21 protein-coding genes, 2 tRNA genes and 1 pseudogene are annotated in these 21523 nt (G+C 65.1%); 15 read left to right on the forward strand and 9 right to left on the reverse strand.

The window, feature by feature from the left end:
- Positions 1-7 precede the first annotated feature (7 nt).
- Together PE067_RS18085 and PE067_RS18090 are read right to left on the reverse strand one after the other, a co-directional pair.
- Complete coding sequence (locus tag PE067_RS18085; protein ID WP_276191098.1) at positions 8-604, reverse strand: outer membrane lipoprotein carrier protein LolA; 597 nt, start codon at positions 602-604, stop codon at positions 8-10.
- Between the two features lie 94 nt (positions 605-698).
- A complete protein-coding gene (locus PE067_RS18090; RefSeq protein WP_276191099.1) occupies positions 699-1970 on the reverse strand; it encodes a UbiH/UbiF/VisC/COQ6 family ubiquinone biosynthesis hydroxylase in 1272 nt (423 codons plus the stop codon).
- A gap of 92 nt (positions 1971-2062) precedes the next feature.
- On the opposite strand from PE067_RS18090, the gene PE067_RS18095 reads away from it, so the two are divergent.
- The 3 genes from PE067_RS18095 (at position 2063) to PE067_RS18105 (ending at position 7457) form a co-directional block, all read left to right on the forward strand.
- The gene (locus PE067_RS18095; RefSeq protein ID WP_276191100.1) at positions 2063-3406 is read left to right on the forward strand and encodes an amidase; all 1344 of its coding nucleotides are present in this window, start codon (positions 2063-2065) and stop codon (positions 3404-3406) included.
- A 149-nt stretch (positions 3407-3555) separates the two neighbouring features.
- Positions 3556-4749: an aminotransferase class I/II-fold pyridoxal phosphate-dependent enzyme gene (locus PE067_RS18100; RefSeq protein WP_276191101.1), complete on the forward strand. Its 1194-nt coding sequence runs from the start codon at positions 3556-3558 to the stop codon at positions 4747-4749.
- Between the two features lie 2 nt (positions 4750-4751).
- Complete coding sequence (locus PE067_RS18105; protein ID WP_276191102.1) at positions 4752-7457, forward strand: DNA translocase FtsK; 2706 nt, start codon at positions 4752-4754, stop codon at positions 7455-7457.
- Positions 7458-7595: 138 nt separating this feature from the next.
- Here the strand turns inward: PE067_RS18105 and rpsU are convergent, their stop codons facing one another.
- The gene (gene rpsU / locus PE067_RS18110) at positions 7596-7802 is read right to left on the reverse strand and encodes a 30S ribosomal protein S21 (protein ID WP_011748553.1); all 207 of its coding nucleotides are present in this window, start codon (positions 7800-7802) and stop codon (positions 7596-7598) included.
- Between the two features lie 104 nt (positions 7803-7906).
- Here rpsU and PE067_RS18115 point away from each other — a divergent pair, with 104 nt between their 5' ends.
- Positions 7907-8632 (forward strand): COQ9 family protein, encoded by a 726-nt coding sequence (locus PE067_RS18115; RefSeq protein ID WP_346429728.1) that lies wholly within the window; start codon positions 7907-7909, stop codon positions 8630-8632.
- A 6-nt stretch (positions 8633-8638) separates the two neighbouring features.
- Positions 8639-9616 carry an NAD(P)H-quinone oxidoreductase gene (locus PE067_RS18120; RefSeq protein ID WP_276191105.1) on the forward strand — a complete coding sequence of 326 codons (978 nt, stop codon included), beginning with the start codon at positions 8639-8641 and terminating at the stop codon, positions 9614-9616.
- Between the two features lie 9 nt (positions 9617-9625).
- Here the strand turns inward: PE067_RS18120 and PE067_RS18125 are convergent, their stop codons facing one another.
- A complete protein-coding gene (locus PE067_RS18125; RefSeq protein WP_276191592.1) occupies positions 9626-10084 on the reverse strand; it encodes an Lrp/AsnC family transcriptional regulator in 459 nt (152 codons plus the stop codon).
- Between the two features lie 170 nt (positions 10085-10254).
- Between PE067_RS18125 and ald the strand changes: the two genes are divergently transcribed.
- The gene (gene ald, locus PE067_RS18130) at positions 10255-11373 is read left to right on the forward strand and encodes an alanine dehydrogenase (protein WP_276191593.1); all 1119 of its coding nucleotides are present in this window, start codon (positions 10255-10257) and stop codon (positions 11371-11373) included.
- A gap of 60 nt (positions 11374-11433) precedes the next feature.
- On the opposite strand, the gene mscL is transcribed toward ald, so the two are convergent.
- Positions 11434-11871: a large conductance mechanosensitive channel protein MscL gene (gene mscL / locus PE067_RS18135; protein ID WP_276191106.1), complete on the reverse strand. Its 438-nt coding sequence runs from the start codon at positions 11869-11871 to the stop codon at positions 11434-11436.
- Between the two features lie 92 nt (positions 11872-11963).
- Here mscL and PE067_RS18140 point away from each other — a divergent pair, with 92 nt between their 5' ends.
- A complete protein-coding gene (locus PE067_RS18140; RefSeq protein WP_276191107.1) occupies positions 11964-12662 on the forward strand; it encodes a glutathione S-transferase C-terminal domain-containing protein in 699 nt (232 codons plus the stop codon).
- 681 nt (positions 12663-13343) lie between these two features.
- Here PE067_RS18140 and PE067_RS18145 read toward each other — a convergent pair.
- A pseudogene (locus PE067_RS18145) lies at positions 13344-14369 on the reverse strand (IS256 family transposase); the annotation flags it as partial.
- A gap of 243 nt (positions 14370-14612) precedes the next feature.
- A complete protein-coding gene (locus tag PE067_RS18150) occupies positions 14613-14825 on the reverse strand; it encodes a hypothetical protein (protein WP_276191108.1) in 213 nt (70 codons plus the stop codon).
- A gap of 33 nt (positions 14826-14858) precedes the next feature.
- On the opposite strand from PE067_RS18150, the gene PE067_RS18155 reads away from it, so the two are divergent.
- The 3 genes from PE067_RS18155 to PE067_RS18165 all read left to right on the forward strand — a co-directional run bounded on the left by PE067_RS18155 (position 14859) and on the right by PE067_RS18165 (position 16216).
- Positions 14859-15134, forward strand: a complete 276-nt coding sequence (locus PE067_RS18155; RefSeq protein ID WP_276191109.1) for a transposase — start codon at positions 14859-14861, stop codon at positions 15132-15134.
- 164 nt (positions 15135-15298) lie between these two features.
- Positions 15299-15372 (forward strand) — tRNA-Cys (locus tag PE067_RS18160).
- Positions 15373-16036: 664 nt separating this feature from the next.
- Positions 16037-16216 (forward strand): hypothetical protein, encoded by a 180-nt coding sequence (locus tag PE067_RS18165; RefSeq protein WP_276191110.1) that lies wholly within the window; start codon positions 16037-16039, stop codon positions 16214-16216.
- A gap of 144 nt (positions 16217-16360) precedes the next feature.
- Here PE067_RS18165 and PE067_RS18170 read toward each other — a convergent pair.
- Together PE067_RS18170 and PE067_RS18175 are read right to left on the reverse strand one after the other, a co-directional pair.
- Positions 16361-16437, reverse strand: a tRNA-Arg gene (locus PE067_RS18170).
- Positions 16438-16518: 81 nt separating this feature from the next.
- Entirely contained in the window at positions 16519-17943 is a 1425-nt protein-coding gene (locus tag PE067_RS18175) for a HAMP domain-containing sensor histidine kinase (RefSeq protein ID WP_276191111.1), read from the reverse strand.
- Positions 17944-18210: 267 nt separating this feature from the next.
- Between PE067_RS18175 and rpmH the strand changes: the two genes are divergently transcribed.
- Genes rpmH through PE067_RS18200 form a run of 5 tightly spaced genes read left to right on the forward strand, consistent with a single transcriptional unit; the run spans position 18211 to position 21472 of the window.
- Entirely contained in the window at positions 18211-18348 is a 138-nt protein-coding gene (rpmH, locus tag PE067_RS18180) for a 50S ribosomal protein L34 (RefSeq protein ID WP_276191112.1), read from the forward strand.
- A 48-nt stretch (positions 18349-18396) separates the two neighbouring features.
- Positions 18397-18897, forward strand: coding sequence for a ribonuclease P protein component (gene rnpA, locus PE067_RS18185; RefSeq protein ID WP_276191113.1), 501 nt, complete (start codon positions 18397-18399; stop codon positions 18895-18897).
- A complete protein-coding gene (gene yidD, locus PE067_RS18190) occupies positions 18894-19178 on the forward strand; it encodes a membrane protein insertion efficiency factor YidD (protein ID WP_276191114.1) in 285 nt (94 codons plus the stop codon). Before rnpA ends, yidD begins: the two co-directional genes overlap by 4 nt.
- 29 nt (positions 19179-19207) lie before the next feature.
- Complete coding sequence (gene ttcA / locus PE067_RS18195; protein WP_276191595.1) at positions 19208-20104, forward strand: tRNA 2-thiocytidine(32) synthetase TtcA; 897 nt, start codon at positions 19208-19210, stop codon at positions 20102-20104.
- Between the two features lie 54 nt (positions 20105-20158).
- Positions 20159-21472, forward strand: coding sequence for an EAL domain-containing protein (locus PE067_RS18200; RefSeq protein ID WP_276191115.1), 1314 nt, complete (start codon positions 20159-20161; stop codon positions 21470-21472).
- Positions 21473-21523: the final 51 nt, after the last annotated feature.

Here is a 21523-nt window from a genome sequence, read left to right on the forward strand (position 1 = left end):
GGGCGCCCTAGCGGCGCCGGTTCACCTCGTTCGCGATGGCGAATTTCGATGGCGGGATCGACATGCCGGTGCGCATCTCGCCCAGAATGACGGTGGTTTTCGTCCCCGAACGATCCGTCACCACCCATTGCCGCAACTGCGTCGGGTTGGCCGTGAAAACCATCTGGATATTGCCATATTCGGGATGCTGCGGATCCTGAGCGGTCACGACGGTCGTGTTCTTCTGTTCGGTATGGCTGGTCACCATCCGCGCCTGCCCAAGGTTCACATTGGGCGCCAGAATGATCGACAGCGGCGTTTCCGACAGCGGATATTGCTGCGGCCCGCTGCGCGATTTGCCGTCAAAAACCGCGACCTGCCCGGACGAGGCCAGAACCAGCGTCTGGTCGCCGCGATATTCGAACCGCACCCGGTTCGGGCGGTGGATAAAGACGGTGCCGGTGGACATCGACCCATCGCCGTTGACCTGCGTGAAATCCGCCTGCGCGGTCTGGATCCCGTTCAGATAGCGGGAAATCTCGTTCAGGGAAATTTTCTCGGCCAGCGCCGGAAAGGCGATGCCAAGGGCGATAACGGGCGCAAGAGCGAGAGAGCGTATGTTCATGCCTGTAGTCTTATGTTTTCCGCCGATAACTTGCACATCACGTTCAGCAGATGCGCGCCGGACCCAACGCTCGCGCCGGTGTGAGCGTTCCCGCCTATAGGCTGCGTCCGGTCAAAAGACGCGGCATCGGGTCCAGCGTCAGCCCCGCCGCCTGCCGCATGAAGCGCCGCCGCAGGGGCGGGACCGCATCGACCAGCCCCATGCCAAGCGACCGGCCAAGGCGCAGCACCGGATCTGCGTTCGAAAACAGCGCATTCACCGCATCCATGCCAAAGGCCAGCATGGTCGCATCGGGGCGCCGCCAGTCCTGATAGCGGGTCAGGACGGCAAGGTTGCCGATATCCTCGCCCCTGCGGCGGGCATCGACCAGCACCTCGGCCAGCGCCGCGACGTCGCGCAGGCCAAGGTTCAGCCCCTGCCCCGCGATCGGGTGGACGCCATGCGCCGCATCCCCGACCAGTGCGATACGGTCGGCCACATAGCTGTCGGCCAGCGTCAGGTTCAGCGGATAGGAAAAGCGCGGCCCGGCCAGCGCGATCTCGCCCAGGAAATCACCGAAACGCGGGCGCAGGATATCCAGAAAATCGCCATCGCTCAGCGCCAGAATGGCGCGGGCATTGGCGGCGGTTTCCGACCAGACGATAGAGCTGCGATTGCCCGGCAGGGGCAGGATCGCCAAGGGGCCGGTGGGCATGAAGAACTGATGCGCCGTGCCCTCATGCGGGATGGCATGGTCGATGGCCGCGACCAGCGCGATCTGGCCGTAATCATGCCCCTTGCGGCGTATGCCCGCACGGGTCGCGGTGGCCGATTGCCGCCCATCCGCGCCGACCAGCACCCGCGCGGTCAGCGCGCGCCCGCCAGACAGGGTGCCAGACAGGGCGACGGTCACGCCCTGCGGCCCGACCTTTTGCCCGGTGACGGCGGTGGCGGGCAGATGGGTCACGCGCCCCGCCATCGCCCCCAGCAGGGCGCGATACAGAAAGCGATCCTCCAGCATATAGCCAAGGCGGCCTTCCTCGATCTCGGCGCTGTCGAAATGCAGGCCGAAGGGGTCGGCGCCCTCTCCCGCATCGCCCTGGGTCGCGCGGACATGGTTGATCGGCTGCGCCTGCGCCGCCAGCCCGTCCCAAAGCCCAAGCGCCGCCAGCAGCCGTTGCGAGGCCAGCGCCAGCGCATAGGCGCGCCCGTCAAAGGCATCGCCCGCGCGCAGATCGGCGGGGCGCTGATCGACCACCGCCACCGAAAGCCCGGCATCCGCCAGCGCCAGCGCCAGCGCCGGGCCGTTCAGCCCGCCGCCTGCGATCACCACGTCAAAATCATGTTCCATGCGCCGCAGTATCGCGCCCGGCGCGGTATTGTCCATGCGACATTGCCGCTGCCCGGTGATTGCCGGGATTGATGCGCGTCCCGCCCGGCAGTAGCCTGCGGATCAGGACATCCCGGACGGAGACCCACATGGATTGGTTGCGCGCATCGGCGGCTGAACAGGGCCGCGCCATCATGGCGGGCCTGATCAGTCCCATCGAACAGCTTGAGGCCTATCTGGACACGGCCCGCAATGCGCCCTGGCGCGACCAGATCTATGCCCGCATGACGCCCGACCGCGCGCGGGCCGAAGCGATTGCCGCCCATGACCGCGCCAAGGCCGGGCTGCGTCGCGGCCTGCTGGATGGCGTGGCGCTGAGCTGGAAGGACAATTTCGACAGCGCGGGCATCGCGACAGAGGCGGGATCGCGCCTGCTGAAAGGCCGGATGCCGCGCAAGGATGCCGCCCTGCTGGCCAATGCCGCGATGCAGGGGCTGGTCTGTCTGGGCAAGACCCATATGACCGAACTGGCCTTTTCCGGGCTTGGGCTGAACCCGATGATGGCGACGCCGCCGAATACCTATGACGCCGCGCTGGCGCCGGGCGGGTCGTCATCTGGGGCGGCGGTTTCGGTCGCCATGGGGCTGGCGGCGGCGGCGGTCGGATCGGATACCGGCGGCTCGATCCGGGTGCCTGCGGCGTGGAACGGGCTGGTGGGGTTCAAGCCGACGCATGGCGCGCTGCCCTCGGGCGGGGTCGTGCCGCTGTGCCCGCTGTTCGACACGCCCGGCCCCATCGCCCGCACGGTCGAGGATTGCGCCCTGATCCATGCCACCCTGGGCAACTTGCCCGCCATAGACCTGCCCGCTATCGACCTGACGGCGGCGGATGACCTGCGCCTGCGCCTGCTGGTGCTGGATGGCCTGCCCTTTGATCAGGCGCGCAAGGATCCGGTTTCCGCCTTCGAGGATGCGCTGACCCGCCTGTCCCGCGCGGGCGCCCGGATCGACCACATCGACCTGCCGCTGGTCGCCGAGGCGATGGCGCTGGCCCCGACGCTGTTCGCGCCCGAGGCCTATGGCACATGGCAAGACCAGATCGAGGCCGCGCCCGAACAGATGTATCCCCCGATCCTTGAACGCTTTCGCGGCGGGCGGGCGGTTTCGGGGCCGGAATATGTCGGGGGCTGGCAAAAGCTGCACCGGCTGCGCCGCACATGGGCGCGGGCGGTCGCGGGATATGATGCCGTGATCCTGCCGACCGCGCCGATCCTGCCACCCGACACCGCTCGGCTGCTGGCCGATCCGGCGTTTTTCGCCCAGGAAAACCTGCTGACCCTGCGCAACACCCGCATCGCGAACCTGCTGGACCTGCCTGCGATCTCTCTGCCGACGGGGCGGCCTGCCTGCGGGATCATGCTGATGGGCCGCACGGGCGGGGACCGCCGCCTGCTGGTCGCGGCCCATGCGGCGGAACGGGCGCTGGCCCAATGACCGGGGGCTGGGTCGCATCCTCCCCCTGTGCCGCGCGAAACTTTCCGGCGAATCACCCCGGCTGACCGGGCCTGAACATCTGGACGAAACCCCGCTTTCCCGTTAGGATTCAGCAAAACGGGGCGCCACGACCCCGAAGCGAGGCAGATATGGCACAGACCGAGCGGTTTTCGAACCTGCCGGAATACGCGTTTCCGCGCCTGCGGGCGCTTTTGTCGGGCATTGAACCCGGCGACAGCCCGATGGTCATGACCATCGGAGAGCCGCGCCATGCCTTTCCCGATTTTGTCGGTCCCGTGCTGGCCGAACATCTGGGCGAATTCGGCAAATACCCCCCGAACGAAGGCACGCCGGACCTGCTGAGCGCGATTTCCGACTGGATCGCGCGCCGCCACGGCATCAGCGTCGAACCGGCCCGGATCACCGCGCTGAACGGGACCCGGGAAGGGCTGTTCAACGCGGCCCTTGCGCTGTGCCCGACCGAAAAACGCGGCCAGCGCCCGGCCATCCTGATCCCCAACCCCTTCTATCAGGTCTATGCGGTCGCCGCTGCCGCGGTGGATGCGGATGCGGTGTTCGTGCCGGCGACGGCGGCGACGGGCCATCTGCCGGATTTCGCCTCGGTCGCCCCCGAAACGCTGGACCGCACCGCCATCGCCTATCTGTGTTCGCCCGCCAATCCGCAGGGCGCGATTGCGTCGCAGGATTATCTGGAACATCTGATCCAGATGGCCGAAACCCATGATTTCCTGATCTTTTCGGATGAATGTTATTCGGAAATCTATCGCGACACCCCGCCCCCTTCGGCGCTGGCCGTGGCCACGCGCATGGGGCTGGCGGATCGCGTGATGATGTTCAATTCGCTGTCGAAACGGTCGAACCTGCCGGGGCTGCGGTCGGGCTTTGCCGCTGGCGGGCCGGACCAGATCCGGCGCTTTCGCACGCTGCGCAGCTATTCCGGCGCGCCCCTGCCGCTGCCCGTCCAGCGCGTCAGCGCCCGCGTCTGGCAGGACGAGGATCACGTCACCGCAAACCGTGCGCTTTACCTGCGCAAACATGCGGTGGCCGACCGGGTGCTGGGCAATGTGCCGGGCTATTTCCCGCCGCAGGGCGGTTTTTTCCTGTGGCTGCCCGTCCCGCCCGAGATCGGCACGGGCGAGGATGCGGCGAAAAAGCTGTGGGCCGAGGCGGGCATTCAGGTCCTGCCCGGCGCCTATCTGGCCCGTGACACGGATGGGGAAAACCCCGGCCGCGACTTTATCCGCGTGGCGCTGGTCGCTACCGACGAAGAAACCGAGACGGCGCTGAACCGTCTGAAAAATTGTTTGTATCAAGGGGGTTAGGCATGGCGAGCTGGCAGGCGAAACACCGTGACCCGTTGTTCGATCAGTCCACGCAGGCGGCACTGGAACGGCGCGGCAAGGAACTGGCCGGGGCGGCGCTTGTCATCATCGGCGTGCTGATCGCGATGATGCTGGGCAGCTATTCGCCCGACGACCCTTCGATCATGTCGGCCACCGACCAGCCCGCAACCAACCTGCTGGGGCGGTTCGGGGCCTATCTGGCCTCGGCGCTGTTCATGATCGCGGGCTACGGGTCCTATGTGCTGTCGCTTGGCGCGATTGTCTGGGGGCTGCGGCTGATGCTGCACCGGGGCGAAGAGCGCATCATGCGCGGGATTTTCCTGCCGCTGGCGATGGTGCTGGTGTCGATCTACGCGACCTCGATGGCGCCGCCTGCCGACTGGACGCAAAGCTTTGGCCTGGGCGGGCATCTGGGCGACATGCTGATGGGCGCGGTGCTGTCGGCCATGCCGCTGAAAGCCTCGATCGCGATCAAGCTGGTCGCGCTGCTGGTGGCGGTTGGGTCGGTCGCGCTGCTGGCCTTTGTGCTGGGCTTCAGCCGCCCGGAAATCGACGCGGTGCTGGGCTATCTGCGCAACGGGCTGCACACGGCGCGCGTCATCGCCCTGCAACTCGCCGGGCGCAGCGCGCTGCTGACCACCCGCGCCGCCGGAAACATCCGCGCGCGTCAGGCCTCGCGCCGTCAGCGCAGCGCCGTGGCGGGTTCGCCCCATGTCGATGATTTCGCCGATGATGATGGCGCGCGCAGCAGGCTGCCGCGCTTCGGCCAGCGTCAGGCCGCGCCGCAGGCCTATGACGACGACGGCAATGGGATCGAGCCGGAACTGGTCGATCCCGAAACCCATTACGACGACGAGCCAGAGGCCCCCTCGCGCGCGCAGATCAGCGCCCGCATCACCGATGCGATCCGCGACCGGACCGAGGGCAAGGGCCTGCTGTCCGCCGTCACCGCCCGGCTGACCGGCAAAAGCACCCCTGCCCTGCCCCGCGCCGAGCCGCCGCTGAGCGCCCATGACGCGGATGATTTCGACCCCGAGGAAGACGAGATCCAGCCCGATATCGCCCCCTTCGGCGCCGAAACCGCGCGCCATGTCGTGCCCCCGGCCAAGGCCCTGGCCCCCTCGCGGCAGGCCCGCGCCGAGGCGCAGCCCAGCCTGCGGTTCGACGACGATTCGGCGCATTACGAATGCCCGCCGCTGTCCTTGCTGGAATCGCCCGCGACCGTCGCACGCCAGCAGTTGTCGCAAGAGGCGCTGATGGAAAACGCCCGCATGCTGGAAGCGGTGCTGGACGATTACGGCGTCAAGGGCCAGATCACCGAGGTCCGCCCCGGCCCCGTCGTCACCCTGTATGAGCTGGAACCCGCGCCGGGGCTGAAGGCCAGCCGGGTCATGGGTCTGGCCGATGACATCGCGCGGTCGATGTCGGCGCTGTCGGCGCGGGTTTCGACCGTGCCGGGCCGCACCGTGATCGGGATCGAACTGCCCAACGCCCGGCGCGAAAAGGTCGTCTTGCGCGAAATCCTGTCGGCCAAGGCTTACGGCGACGGCACTTACCCGCTGCCCTTGGCCTTGGGCAAGGATATCGGCGGCGGCCCGGTCGTCGCGAACCTTGCGAAAATGCCCCACCTGCTGATCGCGGGAACCACGGGTTCGGGGAAATCGGTCGCGATCAACACCATGATCCTGTCGCTGCTTTACAAGCTGACGCCCGAGGAATGCCGGCTGATCATGATCGACCCCAAGATGCTGGAACTGTCGGTCTATGACGGCATCCCGCATCTGCTGTCCCCCGTCGTCACCGACCCGAAAAAGGCGGTCGTCGCCCTGAAATGGGTCGTCGGCGAGATGGAGGAACGCTATCGCAAGATGTCCAAGATGGGCGTGCGCAACATCGAAGGCTACAACGGCCGCGTCCGCGAGGCGCTGGACAAGGGCGAGATGTTCAAGCGCACCGTCCAGACCGGATTTGACGAGGACACGGGCGAGCCGGTCTTTGAAACCGATGAATTCAAGCCCGAGGCCTTCCCCTATATCGTCGTCATCGTCGACGAAATGGCCGACCTGATGATGGTCGCGGGCAAGGAAATCGAGGCCTGCATCCAGCGTCTGGCACAGATGGCGCGGGCATCCGGCATCCACCTGATCATGGCGACGCAGCGGCCTTCGGTCGATGTCATCACCGGCACGATCAAGGCGAACTTCCCGACCCGGATCAGCTTTCAGGTGACCTCGAAAATCGACAGCCGCACCATTCTGGGCGAACAGGGCGCCGAGCAGCTTCTGGGTCAGGGCGACATGCTGTATATGGCGGGCGGATCGAAAATCACCCGCGTTCACGGTCCCTTCGTCAGCGATGAAGAGGTCGAGGAAATCGTCCGCCACCTGAAATCCTTTGGCCCGCCCAGCTATATGTCGGGCGTCGTCGAAGGCCCGGACGAAGACCGCGCCGACAATATCGACATGGTTCTGGGTCTGGGCAGCGGCGATGGCGGCGATGCGGAACTCTATGATCTGGCCGTGGCCATCGTCGCCAAGGACCGCAAATGCTCGACCAGCTATATCCAGCGCAAACTGGCCATCGGCTATAACAAGGCCGCGCGTCTGGTCGAACAGATGGAGGAACAGGGCGTTGTCAGTTCCGCCAACCACGTCGGCAAACGCGAGGTTCTGGTCCCCGAGGTCTGACCGGGACCACACACAAGAAAGGCCGGGCATCACGCCCGGCCTTCTTCATGGGTCGTTTTCCGGGCGCATCGCCCAAATAAAAACCCCCGACTTGCGCCGGGGGTTGGTCCAAAGGCTGCCATCCGGCAGACGGACGACTTACAGCGCGCCTTCGCGTTGCGCTTTTTTGCGCGCCAGCTTGCGGGCGCGGCGCACGGCCTCTGCCTTTTCACGGGCTTTCTTGACCGACGGCTTTTCGAAATGCTGCTTGAGCTTCATTTCACGAAAAACCCCCTCGCGCTGAAGTTTTTTCTTCAGGGCGCGAAGTGCCTGTTCGACGTTGTTGTCGCGAACACTTACCTGCATGTGGTTGTCACCACCTTCCTAGGTTAGAGTTGAGCAGAATTGCAGGTCGCGCGCTTCTATCAGCGCGAATCGGCTTTGTCCAGAATTTTGCGGGGAACCGGCAGATGAGCATTGACACGGAACGCGACAGGCTGATCGACGCGGCGCTGGCCCATGTCACATTCGAAGGCATGAACGATGCCGCGATCCGCGCGGGCGTGCAGGATCTGGGCATGGATGCGCGGCTGGTGCAGGTGCTGCTGCCGCAGGGCGGCGCCGATCTGGCCGCCGCCTATCACCGCCGGGGCGATGCCGCGCTGGCCGACTGGCTGCGCGACAGCCCGCCGCAGGGCGGTTTCCGCGACCGCATTGCCCAGGCAGTGCTGCACCGGCTGGAAACGGCGGATCGCGAGTTGGTCAGGGCGGGCGCGGCGGTGCTGGCGCTGCCGCAACATGCCGCCCTTGGCGCGAAACTGCTGTGGGAAACCGCCGATGTGATCTGGAGCGGGCTTGGCGACACGTCCGAGGACGTGAACTGGTATTCCAAACGCGCCACGCTGAGCGCGGTTCACGGCGCGACCGTGCTGTTCTGGCTGGGCGATGATCCCGAAGACATGCACGACACCCGCCGCTTTCTGGACCGCAGGCTGGACGGGGTGATGCGGTTCGAAAAGCTCAAGGCATTTGCGCGGAAACTGCCCGGCGCGGGGGCGGCGCTGAATCTGGCGACGGGCTGGATTCGCAAGCCCGGCAGCCGTAACCTGCCCGGACATGTCGCGCCCCGCTGGTCGCCGCGCGGCGATCTGCCGGGTGGGCGCGACAGTTCGGCCAAGAATGGAAACAGGACCTGAGATCACATGAAAGCCATTGAAATCGCCACGCCGGGCCCGGCCGAGGTCCTGAAACTGACGCGCCGCCCCCATCCCATTCCGGGCCATGGCCAGATCGTCATTCAGGTCGCATGGGCGGGGGTGAACCGCCCCGATGTGCTGCAACGCGCCGGGTCCTATGCGCCGCCGCCCGGTGCCTCGGACCTGCCGGGGCTGGAATGTTCGGGCGTCGTCGTCGGCATCGGCGCGGGCGTCACGCGCTGGAAGGAAGGCGACCGGGTCTGCGCCCTGCTGCCCGGCGGCGGCTATGCCGAATTCGTTGCCTGCCCCGCCGAACACGCGCTGCCGATTCCCGCCGGGATCACGCTGCGCGAGGCCGCGGCCCTGCCCGAAACCGTCTTTACCGTCTGGTCGAACATCGTCATGCGCGGCGGGTTGCAGGCGGGCGAACGCTTTCTGGTCCATGGCGGATCATCGGGCATCGGCACGACGGCGATCCAGATCGCCCGCGCGCTTGGCGCGCAGGTCTGGACCACGGCGGGCTCGGACGACAAATGCGCCGCCTGCGAAAAGCTGGGGGCCATTCCGATCAATTACCGCGAACAGGATTTCGTCGAGGTGCTGCGCAAGGCGGGCGGCGCCAACCTGATCCTGGACATGGTCGGCGGCGATTACATCGCCCGCAATATCCGGGCCATGGCCGATGAGGCGCGGCTGGTGATGATCGCCTTTCTGGCCGGTCCCAAGGCGGAAATCAACTTTGCCCAGATCATGATGAAGCGCCTGACCGTCACCGGATCGACGCTGCGCGCGCAATCGGACCTGGCCAAGGCCCGCATTGCCGCCGAACTTTGCGAACATGTCTGGCCGATGGTGGAAAACGGCAGCCTGCGCCCGCTGATCGACAGCGAATTCACGCTGGCCGATGCCGTCGATGCGCATCGCCGGATGGAAAGCAGCCAGCATATCGGCAAGATCCTGCTGCGCGTCGCGGGCGATATCTAGCCGCGTTTCTCAGGCGGGCAAGGCCGTCGTAAAGGCGACCGAGCGCAGCGAAAACGACGATTGCATCTGCGCCACCCCCGGAAGCTTTGCCAGCTTCTGGCGGTGGATGCGGGCGAAATCATCGGTGTCGCGGGCCACGACCTTCAGCAGGTAATCCGCCGAGCCCGCCATCAGGTTGCATTCCAGCACGTTCGGGATGGTGCGGACGGCACGCTCGAACGCATCCAGCAGCTCATCCGCCTGACCGGACAGGGTGATTTCGACGAAAACCGTGGTCGGCAGTTCGACCTTGCGCGGGTCCAGCAGCGCGACATAGCCCCGGATCACGCCCTCCTCTTCCAGCCGCTGAACGCGGCGGTGGCAGGCGCTGGCCGACAGGTTCACCTTGTCGGCCAGATCGGCATTGGTCATGCGCCCGTCGCGCTGCAAGGCCGCCAGAATGCGCCGATCTGTTGCGTCAAGTTGGATCATGAGCCGATTTCCTCCTGCGCATAGGCCCTAGCCCGCGTCATTCTTCGACGCCAGCCTTTTCGCCCCGCCCCATCCCTTTGGCCGAGAGCGCGGGATCCCCCGCCGCGCCATCTTTTCAATCCCCGCGCGCCGCATCAGACTGCCGCGAAGGGAAGAGGAGAATGATGATGAAGATCGGTTGCCCCAAAGAGATCAAGCCCCAGGAATTCCGCGTCGGCCTGACCCCGGATGCCGCACGAGAGGCGGTGCTGCACGGCCATCAGGTTCTGGTCGAAACCGGCGCGGGGGACGGCGCGGGTTTCGGCGATGACGAATATCTGGCCGCAGGCGCGCAGGTTCTGGGCGATGCGGCGCAGGTCTATGATCAGGCGGAACTGATCGTCAAGGTCAAGGAACCGCAGCCCGCCGAGCGCGCCATGCTGCGCGACGGTCAGGTGCTGTTCGCCTATCTGCATCTGGCCCCCGATCCCGACCAGACCCGCGACCTGCTGCAATCGGGGGTGATTTCCATCGCCTATGAAACCGTCACCGATGGCCGGGGCGGGTTGCCCCTGCTGGCACCGATGTCCGAGGTCGCGGGGCGGCTGTCGCCGCAGGTCGGATCATGGGCGCTGCAAAAGGCCAATGGCGGATCTGGCGTCTTGCTGGGCGGCGTGCCGGGGGTGCGGCCGGGCAATGTCGTCATCATCGGCGGCGGCGTCGTCGGCGCGGCGGCGGCGCGGGTCGCGGTCGGCATGGGGGCGAATGTCACGGTGCTGGACCGCTCGCTGCCGCGCCTGAGCTATCTGGACGATATCTTCATGGGGCGGCTGAATACGCAATTCGCGACGGCGGGGGCGCTGGCCGATCTGCTGCCCCCGGCCGATCTGGTCATCGGGGCGGTGCTGATCCCCGGCGCGGCGGCGCCCAAGCTGGTCAGCCGCGCGCAACTGGGGTCGATGAAACCCGGTTCGGTGCTGGTGGACGTGGCGATTGATCAGGGCGGCTGCTTTGAAACCTCGCGCGCGACGACCCATCAGAACCCGATCTACGAGGTCGATGGCATCGTCCATTACTGCGTCGCGAACATGCCCGGCGCGGTCGCCCGCACCTCGACCCGCGCGCTTGGCAATGCCACCCTGCCCTATCTGCTGGCGCTGGCGGACAAGGGCTGGCACCGCGCGATCAGCGATGACGCACATCTGCGCGCGGGTCTGTCGACATGGCGGGGCAGGCTGACCTCGGCCCCGGTGGGTCAGGCGCTTGGGCTGGCCGCGATCACCCCCGATGAGGTTCTGGCAGGCTGACCCATGAAAAAGGGGCGCCCGCAGCCACGGACGCCCCCATGGTTTCCGGCGGGATCGCGATCAGGCGCGTTGCGCGCGCAGCTCGTCGCGGATCTGGGCCAGCAGCTCTTCCTGGGTCGGGCCGGCGGGCGCTGCCTCGGGCTCGGCCTCTTTCCTGGAGACGGAGCTTTGAACGCGGTTCACCGCCTTGACCAGCAGGAACACCGCCCAGGCAATGATCAGGAAGTTGATGACCGCCGACAGGAAGGCACCATAGGCAAAGACCGCCGCACCCGTATCGCGCGCCACCTGCAGGCTGGCTCCGTCCGGCACATTGCCTTTCAGCACGACATACAGCCCGCTGAAATCGGTTCCGCCGGTCAGCAGGCCGATGATCGGGTTGATCAGATCGGTGACCAGCGAGTTCACGATAGCCGTGAACGCAGCACCGATGATGATACCCACGGCAAGGTCGATGACGTTGCCGCGGGCAATGAATTCCTTGAACTCTTTGATCATGTGGCTACCTTCTTTATCCTGTTCGCATGGATTGCCGTAACATCCGGGTATCACAGACTTGGGTTTTCGCAATCATAATCAGGATTTTCGACATGACGTCACTCGCAGATTTCCCGATCACGAAACGCTGGCCCCCGGCCCGGCCGCAGGTCATTCAGCTTTATACGCTGAATACCCCCAACGGCATCAAGGCCTCGGTCATGCTGGAGGAATGCGGGCTGGATTATGAGGCGCATCGGATCAGCATCTCGGACCCCGAGGACCAGATGACGCCCGAGTTCCTTTCCCTTAATCCGAACAACAAGATACCGGCGATGATCGACCCCGACGGGCCGGGCGGGCAGCCGATGGGCCTGTGGGAAACCGGCGCGATCCTGATCTATCTGGGCGACAAGACCGGCAGGTTCCTGCCGAGATCGGGGGCCGAACGCTATCATGCGATCCAGTGGCTGATGTGGCAGATGGGCGGTGTCGGCCCGATGTTCGGGCAGGTCGGCTATTTCCACCGCTACAAGGGCAGCGAGATCGAAGACCCCCGCCCCCGCACCCGCTACCTGAACGAGGCCCGCCGCCTGCTGGGCGTGCTGGACCGCCAGCTTGACGGCCGCGACTGGATCACCGGCGAATATTCCGTCGCCGATATTGCCGTCGGCCCCTGGCTGCGCACGATCCGCGTGAACTACGACGCGGAAAAGGAAACCGGCATGGACGGTTTCGCCAATGTCCAGGCCTATCTGGACCGCTTCCTCGCCCGCCCCGCCGTCCAGCGCGGCATCGAGATCGGCGCCTGACCCCATCGTCCCGATACCCCGGCGCCCGCGGGGCAAGGTGGACCAAACCGTAGCGGCGAAACGACCCGGCGCTACGGTTACCGGTCCCGTCCCCTCCAGCAAACGCGGGGGAACTGTCGATGGGCATCGACCCGACAAGCGCAGAAGAAAAATCAATGAACCGAACAAGATCACAGCAGGAGCTTCAGACCCGCCGTGATACCCTATGACAGGAAAGGTTTTCCTGAACCATCGCAGATATCGAAGGCGCGCCGCCATGGGCCAATGGCGATGCGCTCTTTTCCGCCCCGTCTCTCGAAGCGCCCAAAACAGCGCGGCTCGATCCGGACTCGGGCAACCTGCTCTTTGTGCTGCCAGCCCCGGACGGTTATGGCAATCAATCACCAGCGCCAACGAAGTCCGGCCGTCCCTGCCAGCCCAGATCCGGCAAAGGTCCGTGGACCAGCGTTCGTTGGGCGCGGTGGCCACCGAAGGCAGCGCCTGGATCCTCGGACGCATGCCGACGGGGCGCTTGCGGACCTGCCAATTCTTCAGTTGGAAGATCCTTTGGACGGTGTTCTTGTTGAAGCCCAGCAGAAAGGCCACGGTCCGATAGCCGAAGGATGGGCTCTCCTCGATCATCGCCTTGATCGGCTCTGCGAAGCAGAGACTGTCCGATATTTTGTGTTCTGACGCTATTTGTCAGGCCATCGGGCAGCGTTCTTCGAAGATGATGGCGATCTGGCTTCTGACAGCGTGCCATTCGCGCACCGATATCTTCCACTCGGTCGATGTCGCATTGAGCGCCAGCCAGATCAATTTCGCCGCTGCGTCGTCGCCTGGGAAGTGGCCGCGGGCTCTGACGGCGCGGCGGATTTTCAAGTTCAAGGCCTCAATGGAATTCGTGGTGCAAATCAGCCTGCGCACCTCAGGCGGGTCGTCGGGGAACGGGATGGCTTCGTTCCAGGCCCGGCGCCAGTCGGGTGCGATCGCCGGATACCGCCTGGCCAGATCGCTGGCCCCGAACTCTGCCAGGGCCAGTTCGGCTGCGTCGGCATCCACCGCCGTGCAGATCGCTTTGAGTGCGGCGACGACGGCCTTGCGGTCCTTGTCACTGGCGAAGTTCATGGACTGGCGCAGGAGGTGAACAATACAGGTCTGAATCCGCGTCCGGGGAAAGGCCGCCCCGGATAGCCCGAGGGAAGCCCTTCAGCCCGTCCCGACGGCGATGAGAATGTCCTGGACAGCTCTGTTGCGCAGGTCGCCGAGAACCCCGGCCCAGAACTTCGCGCCCTCATTGGCCTGGAACCACAGGCCCAGAACGTCCCGCGTGCCGTCCGGCAAAACTGCCAGAGCCACGAAGACCGCCTTGTTCGACACGGCCCCGTCGGTCCGGATATTGACCCCGATCGCGTCCATGAAGACGATCGGACAGCAGGGCTCCAGCGGGCGGTTCTGCCAGCTGCTGACCTTCTCCATGACCGCGTCGGTGATCGCCGAAATCAAGCCCGGCGACGCCTCGATGCCGTAGATTTCTTCTATGTAACCCTGGATCTCGCGGGTCGTCATCCCCCGGGCATACATGCTGACGATCTTGCGGTCGAACCCGGGAAAGCGGCGCTGATATCTGGCGATCAGCAGCGGATCGAAACTGCCGTTGCGGTCGCGGGGAATGTCCAGGACCACCTTGCCACTGTCGGTGGTCACCGTCTTCCGGCTGCGCCCATTGCTTTTGATCCGGATCGAGATGGCGCGGGGATTGGCCTTGCTTGCCGGTGACGCAGGGTGGGTGGATTGTTCCATGTTCGCCACCTGCGGTTTAACCTACTAGCCGCAACCAGGATTGCGGCGTCGGTGAAGGGAGCAGGCCCCCCTTTCAAAACCCCCATTGCTCCGCTGGCCAAGGGGTAACCCCTTTGCCCCCCCCGTCTGTGCCTCGTCCGCGAATGCAGAATACCCCCCCGATAACGCTCACTGCGCTGGCGCATCCAGAAAGGCGAACGGATCATCTTCATCATCCTGTGGCGGCCGGTAGACCTTAGTCCGGTCAACCGGCGTTGCGCCGAGCGATGACAAGGGGCTGATTTCAGACGAAGACGCGCGGTCCGGCAAGGTGCGTGTCATTGCGCCCGAAGGCCTCATGGAACATGCGGTCAGCGAGAACGTCACCACCGGCAATGCCATGACCCGTCGTTCGTCGCACCGTTGCTCGAGGACGTGGCATTCGATGCACTTCCGGCCGACAAGGCCTTCGATGCCGACTGGCTGCTTGCCGAGCTGGACATGCGCGGCGCGAGCACGGTCATTCCGCCGAAAGCGAACCGCAAGATCAAGCGTGATTACGACCGGCATGCCTATAAGTGGCGACATCTGATCGAGAACTTCCTTGCAAAGATCAAGAAGTTCCGGGCCATCGCCACGCGCTGCGAAAAGACCGCATGCAGTTACACCGCCAACTGGCACCTCGTGGCCACCATCATCGCCGCGAAGTGAAGGTCCATGGACCTTGGAAAGCCCGGCAGATCATGCGGGCCAGACAAGCCCGCGCCAATCGGTTCTGACCGAAGAGCGGCACAGGGCCAGAACACCAAAGTGATAACAGGAGCGATAACCCTCTTGACCCCGAACATCGAAAACCATAGCAAGCACGAGGCTCCGGCGGGTTGGCGGAGAGGTTACGCACCGGATTGCAAATCCGTGAAGACCGGTTCGATTCCGGTACCCGCCTCCAAATATTTTCAAACACTTAGCCATCCTCTCGCTGCTGAACGGCCCAGCCGTTTACAGTTTTGTTCCTGATGTGCCCTTCTGGGCGCGTGCAAGCTTGACCAGAACCACACGCAGTTCGAGGCGCTGTTTGCTGGGCTGGACTGGCGCAAGGTCAAGGCGTTGGATGTCTGCCCGTCGGCTGCGGCAGAGTGAATCAACCATTTGGTTTTACGTGTTTTTGCTGGGGCCTGATGATAGCGTCAGGCCATGCAAGCCAACCCCGCCCTTGATCTCTCCAACATCCCGACCGCGCAAGCCTTCACGAAATCCACGACTACCTGACGCTTGCCCTGGACGCCTCTGAGCGGCCTTCTGGCTATTCCCAAGCCGATCGGGAAAGCCGCAGCTACATCCGCAGCGCCCTACGCCGTGTTGGTCGGATCATGGAGGGCGTGGCATGAGCGCGCTGGAAAATCACCTGCAAGAACAGCAGGACGCCGCAGCCGCCCTTGCTGAGAACCGCCCATGTTGCTCTGGCTGGCTGCGCAACCCCGGCACTGGCAACGCAGGATGATCCGATTATCGCGCTCTGCGATGCGTAGCTCGCGGCCTATGCCGAATGGGATGCCGAGGGCGCCAAGGACGGAGGCGGGAATTTCGACACGCCGCGCCACAAGGAACTCGATGTGATCAAAGCCCGGCTTGAGGAACAGATCATTCAGACCCATGCGGGCTGTGCTGCGTTCTGGCGCTACATGGTGCAGGACAACTATCTGTATGATGAGTTGTCGGATTTTCCTGATGTTCGCAGATGGCACCTGTCCAAGCTGCGCGAGTGGGCGGAAGCCCGCGCGCTGGTCGCCTGAAATCACCGCGCCCGGCTCCGGTCGGGCGTTCGGATTCGTCGCATCCGATGCCATCCAATCATTTTCAGGATGTGGGGTTGTTGTGCGGGTAAATCTCAACCTCTTCCAGAAAAGTGAATGAAAACAATGATATGCCTGGATAAATGGCGGACCCGGAGCGATTCGAACGCCCGACCCCCAGATTCGTAGTCTGGTGCTCTATCCAGCTGAGCTACGGGTCCGCTGTGAGGCGGTTATCTAGAGATAGCGGGGGGGGGATGCAAGCGGTAAAACGTCGCCGCGTGAAAGAAATGTTGCAAGGCTCAGGCGGGGACGGTCGGGCCCGGGAAAACGACCAGTTCGCGGGGCAGCGTCATCAGGAATTCGGTGCCGTCCTCATCGCTGCGCAGCAGTTTCAGCGCGCCGCCATGGTTGCGCACCAGATCGGCCGAGATCGCCAGCCCCAGCCCCGTGCCGCCCTTGCGCGAGCCGCCCGAGAAGGGTTGGAACAGGAATTCGCGGGCGCGGGGCGGCAGGCCGGGGCCGGTGTCGCCGACGCGGATCCACCAGTTCGATTCGTCCTCTCCGCCGCCGATCTCGATCGTGCCGGGACGGCCGGTGCCCTCGATCGCCTGCCGCGCGTTGCGGATCAGGTTGGTCAGCACGCGGTAAAGCTGGTCGCGGTCGGCGCGGATCATCAGGCCCTGCGGCACATCGGCCAGGAATTCGACCTGCGGCTTGCCGTCGCAGAGCGCGGCGTTCATCGATTCCGCCTCGGTCACCTCGGACACCAGCGTCGCGAGGTTGAAGCGCGACAGGATCGGCGCGGGTTCTTCGGTCTTGCCGAATGCCAGCGTGGTTTCGCACAGGTTGATGGCGCGGGTGATCGAGTTCACCAGCTTGGGCGCGGCGCGGCGCACGGCGGGGTCGGCGCTGCTTTCCAGACGGTCGGCGAAAAGCTGGGCGGTGGTCAGGATGTTGCGCAGATCATGGCTGATGCGCGCCACCGCCTGCCCAAGCTGTGCCAGCCGCGCCTGCTGTTTCAGGGCCGAGGTCACGGTCTTTTGCATCGCGGCCATGGCGGTCTCTGCCTCGTTCAGCTCGCTGAGCCGGGCCGTGGGGGTGATGATGGCGCGGGCATCCTCGGGGGCGTTGGCATAGGCGGTCATGTGGCTGATGACGCGGCGGATCGGCACCAGCAGCATGCGCTGCGCGACGATGTTCAGCAAAACCGCCGTGATGACCGCGAAAGCCGCCGAAATCAGCAGCATACGCAGGCCGAAGTCGATCATTTCCTGACGCAGCGTCGCCGTGTCGGTGGTGATCTCGATCAACTGCCCGGCCTGTTTCACCGGCTCGCCCATGATGCGGATGACGCGGTTTTCGGGGGTTGCGATCTGCACGACCGCATCGCGGATCGCGGTCCAGAAGGGCTGGTCGCGCAGGTCGTAGGTCTCGGCAATCGGGCCGGGAATCGGCGAGGACAGGACAAGCTGGCGCACGTCATTGCGGCGCAGGACCACGTTGAAGACACCGGCGTTTTCCAGCAGTTCCGATTCCAGATCGGCGGCGATCGCCTCATCCGTGGCCAGCAGGGCAAGGCTGGCGATCTGGGCCCGTTCCAGCCGCGATTCCAGAAAGTTCAGCCGGTAGTTGGAAATCGACGGAAAGACGATCAGCACCTCGGCCAGAAGCACGAAAATACCGGTCAGAAGCGCAAAGCGGCCCGAGAGCGTATTCAGGGACATCTTTTCGTCTTCTCTTTCGTCATCGCAAGCCATGCATCATCTGTCGTCCGAGGACATAGGCCTTTGACGCGCACAGTTCAAACAACTGTGAGCATTATCGGGTTCCCTGCATCGCCACGACATGCGAAATATCCGCAATCCGGGCAATTCCCCGCCCTTCGGTGGTTGACTCGCGCAAGGGGGGAGATTATGCAACACGCCTCGAATAGACCGGCGTGTTTTAGTGGGTGTCCCATACGTCTCGCGCCTTGACCCGGAGTTAGAACGATGTCGAAACGCACTTTCCAGCCGTCGAACCTGGTTCGCGCCCATCGCCACGGCTTTCGTGCGCGCATGGCGACCAAGGGTGGCCGTCGCGTGCTGAACGCCCGCCGCGCCAAGGGCCGCAAGAAACTGTCGGCATGATCTGGCGCCTTCGGGCGCAAGATGGGCCACCAGCAAAGGCCGAAGCCGATGCCGCCACTGCCTCCCGACGCTGACCGCAAGGTCCTGCCGACGGGTTCGGGAGGGGCGGTTTCCTGCATCCCGGATCCTGAGATCGACACCGCCCCCGCAACCTTTGCCGGGGGCTTCGCGATTTCGCGCAACCGTCCCGATTTCCTGCGCGCCGCGCAGGCCCGCAGGCATGGCACGGCAGGCTTTCTGCTGCAGGCGCGGCAGCGGCGCGAGGATGAACCCGCCGAAAGGCCGGTGCGTGTCGGCTATACCTGTTCGAAAAAGATCGGCAACGCGGTTGCCCGCAACCGCGCCAAGCGTCGCCTGCGCGAGGTCGCCCGCAAGGTCGTGCCGCAACTGGCCCGCCCCGGTTGGGATTATGTGCTGGTCGCACGCCCCGGCGCGACGATTGCCCGCGATTTCGCCGATCTGCTGGCCGATCTGACCGAGGCACTGGGCCGCATCCACGACGCGCCGCAAAAGCCGCGCCCGGACCGCCGCGCAAAGGCCCCGGCATGAACCCGCTGGCCCATGCCCTCGCCCTGCCCGTTCGCGCCTATCGGCTGATCGCCAGCCCGTGGGTCGGTCACGGCTGCCGCTTTCAGCCGACCTGTTCGGCCTATGCGCTGCAGGCGCTGGAACATCACGGCGGCTGTCGCGGCGGCTGGCTGACGCTGCGTCGCATCTGTCGCTGCCATCCGTGGGGCGGTCAGGGCTACGATCCCGTCCCCGGCACGCCCGAGGCCCTTGATGCCGCCCGGAACGCCCCCGACCAACCGCACCCCGATGACATCCGGTGACCTTCGTCGCCCTTGCCCAGTGTATCGCCATGAACGCCCCCGAACCGATTGCTGCCGACGACGATGATATCGGCGAGATCCACCCGCTGTTTCGCGGCGCGCCCTCGTCCACCGATTTCCGCAAGCTGCGCAAACGGCTGGTGCGCGAGGTGCGTTCGGCCATCGACACCTATGACATGATCCGCCCCGGCGACCGCTGGCTGGTCTGCCTGTCGGGCGGCAAGGACAGCTATACCATGCTGGCGATCCTGCATGAATTGCAGTGGCGCGGGCTTTTGCCGGTCGAGATTCTGGCCTGCAATCTGGATCAGGGCCAGCCCGGTTTTCCGGCGACGGTCCTGCCCGAATTCCTGACCGACCGGCATGTCGCCCATCGCATCGAATATCAGGACACCTATTCCATCGTGAAGGAAAAGGTGCCTGCGGGCCGCACCTATTGCGCGCTGTGTTCGCGGCTGCGGCGCGGCAATCTGTATCGCATCGCCCGCGAGGAGCGCTGTTCCGCCGTGGTTCTGGGCCATCATCGCGACGATATTCTGGAAACCTTTTTCATGAACCTGTTCCACGGCGGCAGGCTGGCCTCGATGCCGCCCAAGCTGTTGAACGAGGAAGGCGACCTGAACGTCCTGCGCCCCCTTGCCTTCGTGGCGGAATCCGATTGCGAGAAATTCACCCGCGCCATGAATTACCCGGTGATCCCCTGCGATCTCTGCGGCAGTCCGGAAGGCCTGCAACGCGCGCAGGTGAAAAAGCTGCTGGACGAATGGGAAAGCCGCAGTCCGGGGCGGCGGCAGGTGATGTTCCGCGCGCTGATGAACGTCCGCCCGTCGCATCTGCCGGACCCGTCGCTGTTCGACTTCACCGCCCTGGATCCGAATGGATCGCATTTTAGCGAAATTTCACCCCCGAAACTGCGCGAACATTAACCGAACGCTCACCAGAACCGGGCCAGACTGACCGGGATGTGACATGATTCGGAAATGCTTATGCCCTTCGCAGCTTCTGGCCTTCTTTCTGCCCTTGGTGACAGGGTGTCGCGGCGCTGCCGCCGCATGCGTTCGGGGCGCAGTCGCGCGGCGCTGGTGCTGCGGCTGGAAAACCCTGATGTGCTGCGGCTGTCGCTTGGCCCGACGGTCATGGCGCAGCTTGTGGCGACCATCGCCCGCGAATTGTCGCGTGATCTGAATACGCGCGACCCCGTCCGGATCGCGGGGCACGGAATCGCGGGACACGGGGAATTCCGGGTGATGCTGGCCCGGATGTCCCCGCGCGAATTGTTGCGCTGCGCCGATATCATCCGCGACCTGGGGCAAGCGGGGGTGACCGTTTCCGGCCAGCGCCTTTTGCCCGCCCTGACGGGCGTGGTGATCCGCGACCTGACCGGCGATACCGCCGAAGATGCGCTGTTCGATTTCGGCAGCCATGTGCTGGCCCGGTCCGGTCCGGGCGCCGGTGGCCCTGTCGCGATTCTGGGCTATGAGCCTGCACTGGTCGCGCCGCATCTGCCGCAGGCGCCGCTGTTCTCGCCCGACTGGCTGGATCTGCGCTTTCATCCCCGGCTCTGCGCCGACACCGGCATCATCCGCGGGGCAGAGGTCGAACCGATCCTGCGCCATCCCGAATTGGGCCAGATCGAGCCGCAATCCTTCGTCCACCGCCTGTCCCCCGACGAACTGGCGGAACTGACCCGCGCCATGGTCCGCATGGCCGTCGACAGCCTGCGGGGCTGGGACGGCGCCGGAGCGGGGATCGAGTCGCTGACGCTGCGTCTTGGCGACGATCAGATCGACCACCCCGATCTTGCGGATATCATCCTGTGGGAACTCGACCGTCAGGACATGGCCCCGGCGCGGATCTGCATCACCTTCCCGCGCGGTGCCGATCAGATCGCCGCCAACGGCCATGCCCGTCACAATACCGAACGGCTTGCCGCCGCGGGCTGCCCGCTCGAGCTGGACGAATTCGGTCTGGGCAGCGCCCGCGTCGATGACCTGCGCAGATATCGGGTCAGATCCGTGCGGATCAGCCCCGCCTTCACCGATCAATGCGACCACCAGCCCGAACAGCAGCGCATGATCCTGGCCATTCTGGCGCTGGCCGAACATTTCGGTCTGCACACCGTCGCGCTGGATGTCCGCACCGCCGCCGAACGCTCTTTCCTGACCCAGATCGGCGTCGATCATCTGCATGGCGATGCGATTTCTCTGCCCCTCGGCCAGCGCGAAATGACCCGCTTTCTGGCAGAGACGCAACGTCCGGCGCCGGTTTCCCTGCCGATGCGCCATGCCGGGTAAGGCGTTCACGGGATCGCGGATCAATGCCCCCTCGCGATCCTGTGACCATCT

It is taken from the genome of Paracoccus sp. DMF-8 (assembly GCF_029309835.1).
Taxonomy (GTDB): domain Bacteria; phylum Pseudomonadota; class Alphaproteobacteria; order Rhodobacterales; family Rhodobacteraceae; genus Paracoccus.